The sequence below is a fragment of the Photorhabdus aballayi genome (assembly GCF_026153155.1).
Classification (GTDB): Bacteria; Pseudomonadota; Gammaproteobacteria; order Enterobacterales; family Enterobacteriaceae; genus Photorhabdus; species Photorhabdus luminescens.
This window is the reverse complement of the sequence record NZ_JAPFCD010000007.1, coordinates 101750-114123: the sequence shown is the minus strand read 5'-3', so window position 1 is coordinate 114123 and position 12374 is coordinate 101750. Positions and strand designations below refer to the sequence as shown.

The 12374-nt window shown below is 41.8% G+C and carries 9 protein-coding genes and 6 tRNA genes; 1 reads left to right on the top strand and 14 read right to left on the bottom strand.

Annotated features, from left to right (window positions below):
* Positions 1 to 24: 24 nt before the first annotated feature.
* The 3 genes from ybeY to miaB all read right to left on the bottom strand — a co-directional run bounded on the left by ybeY (position 25) and on the right by miaB (position 2984).
* Positions 25 to 492: an rRNA maturation RNase YbeY gene (gene ybeY / locus OO184_RS06105; RefSeq protein WP_265378405.1), complete on the bottom strand. Its 468-nt coding sequence runs from the start codon at positions 490 to 492 to the stop codon at positions 25 to 27.
* Entirely contained in the window at positions 489 to 1466 is a 978-nt protein-coding gene (locus OO184_RS06100) for a PhoH family protein (RefSeq protein ID WP_265378435.1), read from the bottom strand. The genes ybeY and OO184_RS06100 overlap by 4 nt, the downstream gene beginning before the upstream one ends.
* Before the next feature lie 87 nt (positions 1467 to 1553).
* A complete protein-coding gene (miaB, locus tag OO184_RS06095; protein WP_265378434.1) occupies positions 1554 to 2984 on the bottom strand; it encodes a tRNA (N6-isopentenyl adenosine(37)-C2)-methylthiotransferase MiaB in 1431 nt (476 codons plus the stop codon).
* A gap of 198 nt (positions 2985 to 3182) precedes the next feature.
* On the opposite strand from miaB, the gene ubiF reads away from it, so the two are divergent.
* Entirely contained in the window at positions 3183 to 4364 is a 1182-nt protein-coding gene (gene ubiF, locus OO184_RS06090) for a 3-demethoxyubiquinol 3-hydroxylase (RefSeq protein WP_265378433.1), read from the top strand.
* 118 nt (positions 4365 to 4482) lie between these two features.
* On the opposite strand, the gene OO184_RS06085 is transcribed toward ubiF, so the two are convergent.
* The 11 genes from OO184_RS06085 to OO184_RS06035 form a co-directional block, all read right to left on the bottom strand.
* Positions 4483 to 4557, bottom strand: a tRNA-Gln gene (locus tag OO184_RS06085).
* Between the two features lie 5 nt (positions 4558 to 4562).
* A tRNA-Met gene (locus tag OO184_RS06080) sits at positions 4563 to 4639 on the bottom strand.
* Between the two features lie 54 nt (positions 4640 to 4693).
* Positions 4694 to 4768 (bottom strand) — tRNA-Gln (locus OO184_RS06075).
* 52 nt (positions 4769 to 4820) lie between these two features.
* Positions 4821 to 4895, bottom strand: a tRNA-Gln gene (locus OO184_RS06070).
* 28 nt (positions 4896 to 4923) lie between these two features.
* A tRNA-Leu gene (locus OO184_RS06065) sits at positions 4924 to 5008 on the bottom strand.
* Positions 5009 to 5013: 5 nt separating this feature from the next.
* Positions 5014 to 5090: transfer RNA gene (locus tag OO184_RS06060), tRNA-Met, on the bottom strand.
* A 151-nt stretch (positions 5091 to 5241) separates the two neighbouring features.
* On the bottom strand, positions 5242 to 6465 hold the full coding sequence (gene nagC, locus OO184_RS06055) for a DNA-binding transcriptional regulator NagC (RefSeq protein WP_265378404.1): 1224 nt from the start codon (positions 6463 to 6465) through the stop codon (positions 5242 to 5244).
* 15 nt (positions 6466 to 6480) lie between these two features.
* Complete coding sequence (gene nagA, locus OO184_RS06050; RefSeq protein WP_265378403.1) at positions 6481 to 7641, bottom strand: N-acetylglucosamine-6-phosphate deacetylase; 1161 nt, start codon at positions 7639 to 7641, stop codon at positions 6481 to 6483.
* A gap of 84 nt (positions 7642 to 7725) precedes the next feature.
* A complete protein-coding gene (gene nagB / locus OO184_RS06045; protein ID WP_265378402.1) occupies positions 7726 to 8538 on the bottom strand; it encodes a glucosamine-6-phosphate deaminase in 813 nt (270 codons plus the stop codon).
* A 279-nt stretch (positions 8539 to 8817) separates the two neighbouring features.
* Positions 8818 to 10347: an N-acetylglucosamine-specific PTS transporter subunit IIBC gene (nagE, locus tag OO184_RS06040; RefSeq protein ID WP_265378401.1), complete on the bottom strand. Its 1530-nt coding sequence runs from the start codon at positions 10345 to 10347 to the stop codon at positions 8818 to 8820.
* 367 nt (positions 10348 to 10714) lie between these two features.
* A complete protein-coding gene (locus OO184_RS06035) occupies positions 10715 to 12013 on the bottom strand; it encodes a glycosyltransferase (RefSeq protein ID WP_265378400.1) in 1299 nt (432 codons plus the stop codon).
* Positions 12014 to 12374: the final 361 nt, after the last annotated feature.

Below are 12374 nucleotides of genomic sequence, written 5' to 3'. Positions count from 1 at the left end.
TTAGCATAAAAATGGTACGAATGGTTACTCTTTTTCTGCAAGGTAGGGGTCAGCATAACCTAACTCTTGCATAATTTCTGTTTCCAAAGATTCCATTTCTTCAGCTTCATCATCTTCGATATGGTCATAACCCAGCAAATGTAGACAGCCGTGTATAACCATATGCGCCCAATGTTCTTCTACGGTTTTTTGTTGCTCCTCCGCTTCTTTTTCAACAACCTGACGACAGATAATGAGATCGCCAAGCAGGGGTAAATTAACCTCTGGTGGTGCTTCAAATGGGAAAGATAACACATTTGTTGGTTTATCTTTACCACGGTAGGTCAGATTTAGATCGTGGCTTTCTGCCTCATCAACAATGCGGATAGTGACTTCACTTTCAGATTGAAATTGAGGTAAAACCCCATCCAGCCAGCGCTGGAACAGGGTTTCTTCAGGAAGACTTTGTGAATGTTCACAAGCAATTTGTAAATCAAGTATTACTGAACTCATTGTGCTTCCTGCTTGCGTTGCTCACTGAGTGCCTGTTTGCGTTTTTGCTCAGTTGCTTCCCACTCTTCGTAGGCAATGACAACTTTGGCAACAACCGGGTGACGGACAACATCATCACTGTGGAAAAAGTTGAAACTCAGCTCGCCGACGCCTGATAGAACTTCAATGGCATGGCGTAGGCCGGATTTCTGCCCACGAGGCAGGTCGATCTGCGTAACGTCACCGGTAACAACCGCTTTGGAGTTGAAGCCGATACGGGTCAGGAACATTTTCATCTGTTCGATGGTCGTGTTCTGGCTCTCATCCAGAATAATAAAAGCGTCGTTTAAGGTTCGTCCACGCATATAAGCTAATGGGGCAACTTCAATAACGTTACGCTCGATCAGCTTCTCAACTTTTTCAAAACCTAGCATTTCAAACAAGGCATCGTAGAGTGGGCGCAGGTACGGATCAACTTTTTGGCTCAGGTCGCCAGGTAGAAAACCCAATTTTTCGCCCGCTTCTACCGCTGGACGGGTTAACAGGATACGGCGGATTTCCTGCCGTTCCAGTGCATCAACCGCAGCAGCAACGGCAAGGTAAGTTTTTCCCGTGCCGGCAGGACCAATCCCAAACGTAATATCATGGCTAAGAATATTAGCAATATATTGTGCCTGATTGGGGGTGCGTGGTTTCACCATGCCACGTTTGGTGCGAATGTTAACGGCTTTACCGTATTCGGGTATGCTCTCGGCGGTTTGCTCCAGAACCCGACTTTCGGTAATTGCCAGATGAATCTGTTCTGGTTTGATATCAGGGATCACACCACGGATAGGAGAGGTTTCTGCATATAAATGCCGTAGGATATTAGTGGCTGCGCTAACGCACAGCGGTTTGCCCATCAGTTTAAAACGGTTATCACGACGGCTAATTTCAATACCTAACCGGCGTTCAAGCTGCTTCAAATTGTCATCAAACGGACCACACAGGCTCATTAGGCGCTGATTATCGGCGGGTTCGAGGAAAATTTCCTGAGTTGCTATTTGTGAATGAATTTGTTGAATCACTGATTATCTCTATATTTAGGGCTGATAAGTGCCGACTCCGATTTCATCTTCTTTACGGGTACGGGCTATAACGGACTCAGGTGATTCGTGTGTACGAAGATCCATTTGATCTTCGGTACGGATAACTTTACCGCGTAGTGAGTTGGCGTAGACATCAACAATTTCAACATCAACGAATTTGCCAATCATATCAGGCTGGCCTTCAAAGTTGACAACCCGATTGTTTTCGGTACGGCCAGAAAGTTCCATCACATTCTTACGGGAAGTTCCTTCAACCAGAATACGTTGTACACTGCCCAACATAGCACGGCTATAGCTCATTGCTTGTTGGTTGATACGTTGTTGTAACAGGTAAAGACGCTGTTTCTTCTCTTCTTCGCTGACATCATCAGGTAGATCGGCTGCTGGTGTTCCCGGACGAGCAGAATAGATGAAGCTGTAGCTCATATCGAAATTGACATCAGCGATCAGTTTCATGGTTTTCTCGAAGTCATCTTGGGTTTCACCTGGGAATCCGATAATGAAGTCAGAGCTTATCAAGATTTCGGGACGTGCTTTACGCAGCTTGCGGATGATGCTTTTATATTCAAGAGCTGTATGTGCACGTTTCATCAAGGTTAGAATACGGTCCGAGCCGCTTTGCACCGGTAGGTGTAGGAAGCTAACCAATTCCGGCGTATCTTCGTAAACAGCAATAATATCGTCTGTAAACTCAATTGGGTGGCTAGTCGTAAAGCGAATACGGTCAATACCATCTATAGCGGCGACTAAACGAATTAACTCAGCGAAAGAGCAGATATCGCCATCGTAAGTGGCGCCCCGATAAGCGTTCACGTTCTGACCGAGAAGATTAACTTCACGTACACCTTGCGCGGCCAGTTGCGCGATTTCAAATAGAACATCATCACATGGGCGGCTAACTTCTTCTCCGCGGGTATAAGGTACGACACAGAAAGTACAGTATTTGTTGCAGCCTTCCATAATGGAAACGAATGCAGATGGACCTTCAGCACGCGGCTCGGGTAGACGGTCAAATTTCTCGATTTCCGGGAAGCTGATATCAACAACCGGGCTGCGGGTGCCTTTCACCTGGTTGATCATCTCAGGTAAGCGGTGCAATGTTTGCGGCCCGAAAATAATATCTACACATTGAGCGCGTTGACGGATGAAATCCCCTTCCTGAGAGGCTACGCAGCCACCGACTCCAATGATGATATCTGGATTAGTATCTTTTAGGTTTTTCCAGCGGCCTAATTGATGGAAAACCTTTTCCTGTGCTTTTTCGCGGATTGAACAGGTATTCAATAGCAAAATGTCTGCTTCTTCGGCGACATCGGTTAACTGATAACCGTGAGTACTTTCCAGCAGGTCGGCCATTTTAGATGAATCATATTCATTCATCTGACAGCCCCAAGTTTTAATATACAGTTTTTTTATCGTCGACATTTTCTTGTGCATCCGAGCTTTCTACCGCGCTGAAAGGTGTTATTACACGGCAAAAGCAATTGTGTATTAGGCATAAAGTTGTCGGATATTGTAGTCATTTGCAGGAGCAGTGACCAGACTGTTAAACAGGATATTCTCTACCGGAGAATTAAAAATTCGGTACACTGTACTAATCAATGGGTTAATAGCATGACTGAGATGAATAATTCACAACAGATTTTTGATGTAGTGGTGGTTGGCGCAGGCATGATCGGCGCTGCAACAGCATTGGGGCTGGCACAGGAAGGTTGGACGGTTGCTTTATTGGATCATCAACCACCACAATCTTATGATGCACAGAGTCAGCCTGATATACGTGTGTCGGCGATCAGTTGTGCTTCTGTAGATTTGTTCAAACAGCTTGGCGCATGGGATGCGGTATTACAGATGCGCAGTGCGCCGTATCGAACATTAGAGACTTGGGAACAGAATGATTCTAATTTGGTGTTTGATGCACAAAGTCTAGGGCTGCCTGAATTGGGCTATATGGTTGAAAACCGTATTTTGCAATTGGCTCTGTGGCGGCAGTTTGAAAAATATCCCAATTTGACTTTGCTATGCCCGGCAGCATTGCAATCAATGCAGCGGCAGAAAATGGGTTGGTTAGTGACTCTGGCTGACGGAACGGAAATAACAACCCGCTTGATTGTCGGGGCTGATGGCGCTCGTTCTCAGGTTCGGCAAATGGCGGGAATTGGCAGTCGTGGTTGGCAATACAGACAGTCTTGTATGTTGATAACGGTAAAAACAGAACAGCCACAGCAGGATATTACCTGGCAGCAGTTTTTTCCTTCTGGCCCAAGAGCGTTTCTTCCACTGTTTGATCAATGGGCTTCGCTGGTGTGGTACGACAAACCGGCACGCATACGACAATTACAGGCAATGTCAATGGCTCAACTTGAGCAGGAGATTTTCCAGGCATTTCCCGTTCGGTTAGGTAAAGTGACTCCTATTGCCGCCGGTTCATTTCCTTTGGTTCGTCATCATGCTAACAGTTATGTGCGTGAAGGATTAGTGTTATTAGGTGATGCAGCTCATACCATTAATCCACTGGCTGGACAGGGAGTAAATCTTGGTTATCGGGATGTGAATACTTTGCTTAATGTTTTGATAAGGGCGAGGGAATTAACAGAGCAGTGGGATTCATTGGAAGTGTTGAAGCGTTATCAACGTCGCAGAATGCCGGATAATCTGATGATGCAAGCTGGAATGGATCTATTTTATACCGTGTTCAGTAATGAGTTGCCTGGGTTGAAAGTCGCTCGTAATCTGGCGCTGATGGCAGCTCAACGGGCTGGTGTAATGAAAAAAGCGGCGCTTAAGTATGCACTGGGATTGTAACGTATAAATTGATAGTGAATATCACAAGCACGTCGTAAATCTATTTATGGCGTGGATAATTTGCTTTTTTTAATATGCAGTTAATTGACAGGAGAGAAAAGTAACACATTGACAAATATGGCTGGGGTACCAGGATTCGAACCTGGGAATGCTGGAATCAGAATCCAGTGCCTTACCGCTTGGCGATACCCCAATGAATGGTGGCTACGACGGGAATCGAACCTGTGACCCCAGCATTATGAGTGCTGTGCTCTAACCAGCTGAGCTACGTAGCCTTTTTTGATGCGAGAAATTCACGACAAAACATTGAGTGGACAACATTCAGTTAATGGCTGGGGTACCAGGATTCGAACCTGGGGATGCCAGGATCAAAACCTGGTGCCTTACCGCTTGGCGATACCCCAACTGAAAGTAGTCACTGTACAACATGTTGTCAGAATTGTGTTATCAGGATTATGGCTGGGGTACCAGGATTCGAACCTGGGAATGCCAGGATCAAAACCTGGTGCCTTACCGCTTGGCGATACCCCATCTGAATAACGACAACTCGATGAATGAATGGTGCGGGAGGCGAGACTTGAACTCGCACACCTTGCGGCGCCAGAACCTAAATCTGGTGCGTCTACCAATTTCGCCACTCCCGCAAAGATGGTGGCTACGACGGGAATCGAACCTGTGACCCCAGCATTATGAGTGCTGTGCTCTAACCAGCTGAGCTACGTAGCCATCTTTTTTGCATTACCTTCATCGGCGTTGCGGGGCGCATTATGCGTATATCAGCTAAATGCGTCAACTGCTTTTTTCTCGAAATCTGCTTAAAGTCGCTTGTTTGTTTGGCATATAAGCATTTTGCTGACAAAACCAACAAAAAATGGTGTTACCCTTCGAGTAAGTGTTGTAACAGAACACCATTAAGCATAGCACGTTTAGTCAGAGCGAAGGCGCCAATAGCAGAACAGTGAACTAATTCAGAAACAACGATCGGCAGATCTTGACGAAATTCTTTCAAGACCTGAGAGTTGATACAACTTTGAATAGCGGGTAAAAGCACTTTCTGAGCTTCAGTAATTTCTCCCGCCAGAACAACCTTCTGTGGATTAAATAAATTAATCGCGATAGCGATGGCTTTACCGAGGTAATGGCCGACACTTTTTATCACTTCAGATGCTAATGGATCATTTTGATTAGCGGCTTGGCAGATAGCTCTGATATTGCAATTATTCAATGTTAGCTGGCTTGGAAAACCTTGCTTTAATTGATGTTGAACTCGCGCTTCTATTGCTGAGTTAGCGGCGATAGTTTCCAGACAGCCAAAATTGCCGCAGTGACAGCGTTCACCGAGTGGATCGATTTGGATATGACCAATTTCACCTAAATTTCCTCTATTATTGAGAAGTATCTGGTTATTGATAATCACCCCGGCGCCAGTACCTCGATGGATACGTACTAATATTGAGTCTTCGCAATCACGGGTGGCGCCGAAATAGTGTTCAGCCAATGCCAAACTGCGAATATCATGACCAACAAAACAGGTAATATTGAAATGCTTTTTCAAATTATCGACCAGAGTCCAGTGAGTCACTTTAATATGAGGCATATAACGGACGATGCCAGTATCTGGGTCAACTAATCCCGGCAGAATAACTGAAATGGCGATGAGTTCGCGGATCCTTGGTTGATTTTGTTGAATAAAATTTTCTATTGCGTTGATGAGTTGGTTTTCAACTTTTTGCTGAGTCGCTTCAGGCAGTGGATAATGTTCTTCAACCAAGGCTTTGCCACTCATATCATAAAGAGCCAGAGTAGCATCATGGCGGCCAAGACGAACACCGATAGTATGGAAGTGACGATTTTCTGTAACGATGGAAATGGCGCGGCGGCCTCCGGTAGACGCTTGTTGATCGACTTCTTTAATCAAGCCCCGTTCGAGTAACTGACGAGTGATTTTAGTCACACTGGCTGGCGCAAGTTGACTTTGCTCAGCAATTTGAATGCGAGAGATTGGCCCTTGCTGATCAATCAACCGATATACCACGGCCCCGTTAAGTTGCTTTACAAGGTCAATATTACCAATTTGTTTTTGTGTGTTGTTATAACTCATCAGCTATTTCGTCCGTTAAAGTTCAGTTTCTTTTCCGTTAACGATAGTTTTGCGGATTTTAAAATCGTGACTGAAAACACTAAAGTTAGCGATTTTCCCGGCTTCAATGGCGCCAAGATATTTATCAACACCAATTGCGCGGGCAGGGTAGAGAGTTGCCATCCTCAGTGTTTCATCTAGTGCAATACCAACATGTTCAACGCTATTTTTAACGGCATCGATCATAGTGAGAGAGGAGCCACTTAGGACGCCGTTTTGATCAACACATAACCCGTTGCGATAGTATATGGTCTTACCTGCGAAGGTGAAATGTTCCATTTCACAGGTGGTAGGATCGAGTCCTGCTGGAGCCACTGCATCGGTTACTAAAATTAATTTATCATTCTTCAAACGCTTAGTATTACGAATATTTGGCCATGAAACGTGTAAACCGTCAGCGATGATGCCAGCATAGATTTCAGGTGTATCAAAGATAGCGCCAATCAAGCCGGGTTGACGGCCCGAAATAGCTGGCATGGCATTATAAAGATGGGTTGAGATAGTAATCCCGTTTTGGAATCCCTGCCGGGCTTCTTCATAACTGGCATTTGAATGACCGGCGGAAACGACAATACCGGCCTCTACCAACTGCTGAATATATTTTTGTTCAACCATTTCTGGTGCGAGGGTCAACTTAGTGATGACATCAGCGTTATCGCACAGAAAATTTATCATTTCAGATGTAGGTTTACGGATAAGTTCTGGATTATGAGTGCCTTTCTTTACTGGATTGAGATAAGGTCCTTCCAGATGCAGGCCTAAAGCCTGATGCTGATTATGCTTAAGATAAGTGCGCATGACTTCAACAGAGGCCATCATTAATTCGTCTGTGCTGGTAATCAGAGTGGGTAAGTAGCTGGTGCAGCCAGAACGTTCATTAGTTCTTTGCATGATATCCAGCGTTTTTTCCGAAATGTTTTCCAACCGATCGCTGAACTGAACGCCACCACAGCCATTCACTTGCAGATCAATAAAACCGGGGGAAAGAATTGCACCATTCAGATCACGTTTTTCAATATGTTCAGGTAACTCTTGGGTTGGGCAAATTTGTTTAATTAAGCCGTCTGCAATGATAACGGCATGCTCATCTAGTCTGTTGTGACCGGTGTAGATAATGCAGTTGGTTAAAGCATACATCCTAGCCTCCTATGGAATCGGGAGATGATGATTGAAGGTAATGACGGTAATCAGCCTGCGAGAGGCATCAGGCTGCATAGATTCTTATTTTTTACTGGCGAATTCGCCGATAATATCTGCTTCCAGTTGGTAGAAGTATTTGACTGTTTTTACCTTCAATTCCATTGTTGCCGGTTCGTCACAGACAATGATGGATTTAGGATGCATTTGCAGGCAGCTTATGGTCCACATATGGTTAACATTGCCTTCAATTGCCGCCTGAATGGCTTGAGCCTTATTGAGACCTGTTGCAAGGATCATAATTTCTTCTGCATCCATTAACGTACCTACACCTACGGTCAGAGCATATTTAGGCACCTGATTAATGTCATTATCGAAGAAACGGGAATTTGCCGTACGGGTTTCTACGGTAAGTGTTTTAATGCGTGTACGGGAAGTCAAAGATGACGCGGGTTCATTGAAAGCAATATGACCGTCGTTACCGACCCCCCCCATAAATAGATGAATTTGGCCGTAAGATTTAATTTTGTCTTCATAACGTTGACATTCCGCTTCGACATCAAAGGCATTACCATTGAGTAGATTGATGTTTTCTTTTGGGGTATCAATATGATCAAAGAAATTTTGGTACATAAATCTATGGTAGCTTTGTGGATGATTTTCGTCGATACCGACATATTCGTCCATATTGAATGTCACGACGTGTTTAAAACTGACTTTCCCTGCTTTATGCAGAGTAATTAATTCTTTATAAGTTGCCAGTGGTGTACTGCCGGTTGGCAATCCTAAAATAAAAGGGTGCTCGGCGGTGGGGTTAAATGCATTGATTTTGCTAACGATATAGTGTGCGGACCATTTACCAACGTCACTTGCATTCGTTAGGGGGATCAGCCTCATAATTGCCTCTTAAAACAAGAAATTATAGCGGTTGGATAAATTAGCTGATTAACTAATCTTCTTATCGTGCGAATACGTAAATCATTTGTATAAGCAAGAGATATGCTGTACCTCAAAGATATTTTTTATCTTAAAATAAGATACAAAAAATAGCCAGAAAATTAATGGTAAAAGTAATGATTTTTACGGATTTCATCACTTATTAAGCCATCTTATTTTTGCAAGAAAAATAAAAGGGAACGAGAGATGGGTTCCCTTTTAAGTTCGAGGTATTTTTAACTACAACCTTTTGTTTGGCGACCTTTTGTTTAACCTATCTGGAGGTAGCTGAGTACGTATCTGCTCGGCAATGCTTTCTGCTTGGGGACCCAATACAACTTGAACACTCTGTTTACCTATTTTCAGGACGCCTTTTGCGCCTAACTGTTTTAACCGCTGTTCATCCAATTGTGTGTTGTCTTCAACGGTTAAGCGAAGACGGGTAATACAGGCGTCTACCGTATGAATATTTTGTGCGCCGCCAAGAGCGGTAATGTAATGTTGGATGGTTTCGCTGTCTTGGGCGGCGGAAGCCGCTTGAGTTGTTTCTTCAATTTCGCGGCCTGGTGTACGGAAGTTGAAAATACGAATCATGAGGGTGAAGCAAACAAAGTACAGTACAAAGAACAAGGCGATTAACGGGATTAATAACCACGGTTTAGTTGCCAGACCCCAGTTCAGTACAAGGTCAATTAATCCGGCAGAGAATCCAAAGCCATGCAGAATACCCAATAAATTAACGATGACCATGCTAACGCCAGCCAATATTGCATGTAGAACATATAAAGCTGGAGCCAGGAATAAGAACGAGAATTCTATTGGTTCAGTTATACCGGTTAAGAATGCTGTCAAAGCAACGGATAACAGCATCCCGCCAATCTGAGGACGACGTTCCTTTGGCGCGGCAAAATACATTGCCAGTGCAGCGCCGGGCAAACCGCCCATAAAGATGGGATAAGCCCAGGCCATGTAAACTCCGGCATGGGGATCGCCGGCAAAGAAACGGTTTAAGTCGCCGCGGCTCATATCGGTGGCTATTTGGGTAATCGTTGAGCCATCGATACCGGGAACCGCAGCGCCGATGGTCAGAGAACGGACAACATCTGGGGCCAGGCAGATATTATGTACGGAACTGGCTAAGTCATAAGTAATTTTCAGACAGTCACCCAGACTAAACCAGAAAACAGAATGCAGGATATAGTGCAAACCAAATGGAATGAGAGAGCGGTTAAGTACACCATAAGTAAACCATCCGACCATGCCGCTCTTTGATACTAAAAGGCTGAAAGAATCAATACCGTGCTGGACATATGGCCATACATAACCACATATCCATGCAATGAATAGACAAATAATGCCTGTCATGATGGGGACTAATCGCTTGCCAGCGAAGAAAGCAAGGAACTCTGGCAAGCGTGTCTCTGAGAAGCGGTTATAACAGTGACCGGCAACAATACCTGCAATGATACCGGCGAAAAAAGACATATTGATAGTCGAGTCTATGACTGAGGTGGCTTTAGTGAGTACTAAAAAGCCAACTACACCTGCCAGTGCGGCAGCGCCAGCATTATCTTTTGCTAAGCCTACTGCGATACCTAATGCAAATAGCAGAGGGAGGTTTTCAAAAATACCACCGCCAGCGCTGGCGATGAAAGGGATATTAAGTACATCGGGTTGGCCGAAACGTAGCAAAAGCGCAGCTACAGGAAGCGTGGCAATGGGAAGCATTAATGCTTTTCCCAATCGCTGCAAATAATTGAATATACCCATAATGCTTACCTTAGTTGTAGGACGTTTTATTGAAAAAATAGCTCGCTATGAACAACAGCAATACAACTTATTTTTAGTTGAAAAATAATAAAAAGCTACACATAAATGAGTAATTGTGATCACTGTAGCGATATTGTTTAAAATTGCATAAATTAAGTCATCTGCAATAAACGGATTCAAATTTTCAATTGAATTAACATAATGATTTATTTGATTTTATGGCTTTTAGCTATCGAAATAGATTGAGTGACATAAAACTTGATTATGAAAAGTATATAATTGGATCAGAAAATCACAGGAAAGTGTTGATAAAGTTCTGTGAATGGGCACTTGCATGTACCCATTGATTTAGTGAATAGTTTAAGTGTTATGATAGACACTCAGAGATGGAGTTTTGGTTTGACATATAACTTATTGAGATTTCTTCCCATGCTTTTTCCATACTATCTTCGAAGCATACCATTGAAATTAAAGAGCTTATGTGTTGTAACTGCTGGCTAGTGGTAAATAGATTTTTTTCGTATATTGATATTATCTTCTCAGTAAGAGAATCTATATTATATGTAAATTTATACTCTGAAGAAAAATAAGAAGCTGCTTCAATTAAATTTAAATTGGGTAAGATTGTGCATACGCCATTTAATGCAGCCTCTAATGGTGTAATGCCAAGGGTTTCATAGCGTGATGTACAGACAAAAATAGATTTATTTTTTATTTTATTGAAAACGCTGAGTAACTCCATTTGGGATAATTTATGCGATATAAAAAACTGTGACCGATATCTGGAGGGGACCATAGATATCAGGTTATTCCTTCTGGTATTATTGTTCTCTTCATCACCTGCAATGAAGACTTTAACGGGAATATTTTTATCCAGTAAAACAATGGCTGAATTGATTAATAATTCTATGTTTTTAAAATAATCTAATCTGGCTACCGCAGTAAATAACAACAATTCGTTTTTATTAGTTTTGATAAAATCATTAATATGTTTATTTTCTATATTCAATTTAGTATTTTCTTCAAGGAAAATAGGTGGGCTAATGTTTTTGATATTGTCTGGTTTTATGCCTTTTTTGAGTAAGAAATTACCTTGTAATTTTGAGTGTTGGAAAACAAAATATTTTTTATCAATTAATATTTCAATCCCTTTCATTTGTTGAATATTAAGGTGTTGAGCTTTATTTTTATTTTCAAAAGCATCATATGTCTTTTCCAAAGAATAGTGTTGCTGAAAGTCTTCTACGAAAGGGCCATGATGTGTTATACAACAAGGTATATGGGGAGGGTGATAGGATAATAATGTATCTGTTTGATAATAAACTATTGCAGGAACTATCTGAGCATTTTTTATCGATAATATTGAAATACATTTTTCTAGCATATTTCTTATGTCTGGAATTTTCATAGAGAAATTAAAAAATATATTTATACATTTTATACCTCTAATTATACCTTCGGTTATTTTAGGTGAAATTAATGATTCATCTCTTTTGTAGAGTATAAAGCCAGAAAGTAAGTTTCTTTTTATAAAATAATCAGCGACTTTTAGTGCAAATGATGTTGCTCCAACTTTAAAACCAGAACGATAATCATTTGATATGTAGTTGCCATTAATGACTATTACTGCTGGCGCTATTTTCTTGCTGGATATTATATTTATCATTTTTATTTCCCTTGGGATATTTTCTTAAGTAGGTGAAATTATTGAGTGTTATTTTTATGTGTTAATTTTTTGGTTTAATATTTAGAATGATTAGAATTGATTAAGTGTATCATATTATACCTGGATAGTTTTATTACAGATAAGATACTTGATAATATTATTACCATAATAATAAATTGCAAAGTATTTTATTGTTTATTTACGATGGTTTGAACATTAAAATGCGTGTATGTAACGTAACCCTTTATTATTCTTTAGTTTATTTTATTGTTCTAATTATAAATTTATTTTTAAATAGATACTCATTAGAACATCATTAATAGTGTTTCAATCATAAATTTGATATGTATAATTATTTTTT

Excerpts from the sequence above, each read along its gene's own strand:
- ybeY (WP_265378405.1), bottom strand. The coding sequence starts at position 492 with ATGAGTTCAGTAATACTTGATTTACAAATTGCTTGTGAACATTCACAA.
- OO184_RS06100 (WP_265378435.1), bottom strand. The coding sequence starts at position 1,466 with ATGAGCCTGTGTGGTCCGTTTGATGACAATTTGAAGCAGCTTGAACGC.
- miaB (WP_265378434.1), bottom strand. The coding sequence starts at position 2,984 with ATGTCGACGATAAAAAAACTGTATATTAAAACTTGGGGCTGTCAGATG.
- ubiF (WP_265378433.1), top strand. The coding sequence starts at position 3,183 with ATGAATAATTCACAACAGATTTTTGATGTAGTGGTGGTTGGCGCAGGC.
- nagC (WP_265378404.1), bottom strand. The coding sequence starts at position 6,465 with ATGAGTTATAACAACACACAAAAACAAATTGGTAATATTGACCTTGTA.
- nagA (WP_265378403.1), bottom strand. The coding sequence starts at position 7,641 with ATGTATGCTTTAACCAACTGCATTATCTACACCGGTCACAACAGACTA.
- nagB (WP_265378402.1), bottom strand. The coding sequence starts at position 8,538 with ATGAGGCTGATCCCCCTAACGAATGCAAGTGACGTTGGTAAATGGTCC.
- nagE (WP_265378401.1), bottom strand. The coding sequence starts at position 10,347 with ATGGGTATATTCAATTATTTGCAGCGATTGGGAAAAGCATTAATGCTT.
- OO184_RS06035 (WP_265378400.1), bottom strand. The coding sequence starts at position 12,013 with ATGATAAATATAATATCCAGCAAGAAAATAGCGCCAGCAGTAATAGTC.